The sequence below is a fragment of the Olleya sp. 1-3 genome (assembly GCF_002836085.1).
Taxonomy (GTDB): Bacteria; Bacteroidota; Bacteroidia; order Flavobacteriales; family Flavobacteriaceae; genus Olleya; species Olleya namhaensis.
This window is the reverse complement of record NZ_PJBW01000032.1, coordinates 1-672: the sequence shown is the minus strand read 5'-3', so window position 1 is coordinate 672 and position 672 is coordinate 1. Positions and strand designations below refer to the sequence as shown.

The window sequence follows — 672 nt, the reverse complement described above, 5'->3', positions numbered from 1 at the left end:
CACGTTGTAAAACATTTGACGAAAAACAGAATCCTGAATTTTGAAAGACATAATTGAACAAAAATTAGTAATTGACATTGATACTGCACCAAATTGGGACAAAGTTTATAGTGGAATATGTTTAGTTGCAAATTCAGAAATAGTTTTACTATTGAATTTTAACGAAGAAACTGCCGAATTTGACGGTTTTACTATTGTAAAGAACAAAGACTTTGAAAAATATCGGGTTTGGGAAAAAGAAGATTACGCTGAATTAAAAAATGACAATTCTGCTGAACTACTTGAAACTATCAATATTGAGTGTTTTAGTGATTTAAAGTCATCATTAAAGAACTTAATGTCTGAACTTATAGCAATTTATACTTACGATGACGAAGAGTCTTATTTAGTTGGTAAAATCTTATCGATTAATGACAGTTCGATTGAATTAAAATTGATTGATAAAGATTCAAAATGGATCAATAAGGAAAAAATAAAAATAGAGGAAATAAGTTACGTCGAATTTAGAACTTCCTATGAAACGAAATTAATAAAAAACGTTTTACAACACCGTGTATAATTAATTGCTATAGCAAGTGCTTATTTGGAAAATTCCTTCGGAATTTTCACGGGTTCGTAAATGTTTGTTAACTTAGTTGCTTAACCACGCAACTAACCATACACAAAACCGTT

At 29.2% G+C, this 672-nt stretch carries 1 protein-coding gene; it reads left to right on the top strand.

The window, feature by feature from the left end:
• Positions 1–40 precede the first annotated feature (40 nt).
• Positions 41–559: a hypothetical protein gene (locus CXF54_RS12925; RefSeq protein WP_101203865.1), complete on the top strand. Its 519-nt coding sequence runs from the start codon at positions 41–43 to the stop codon at positions 557–559.
• Positions 560–672 lie beyond the last annotated feature (113 nt).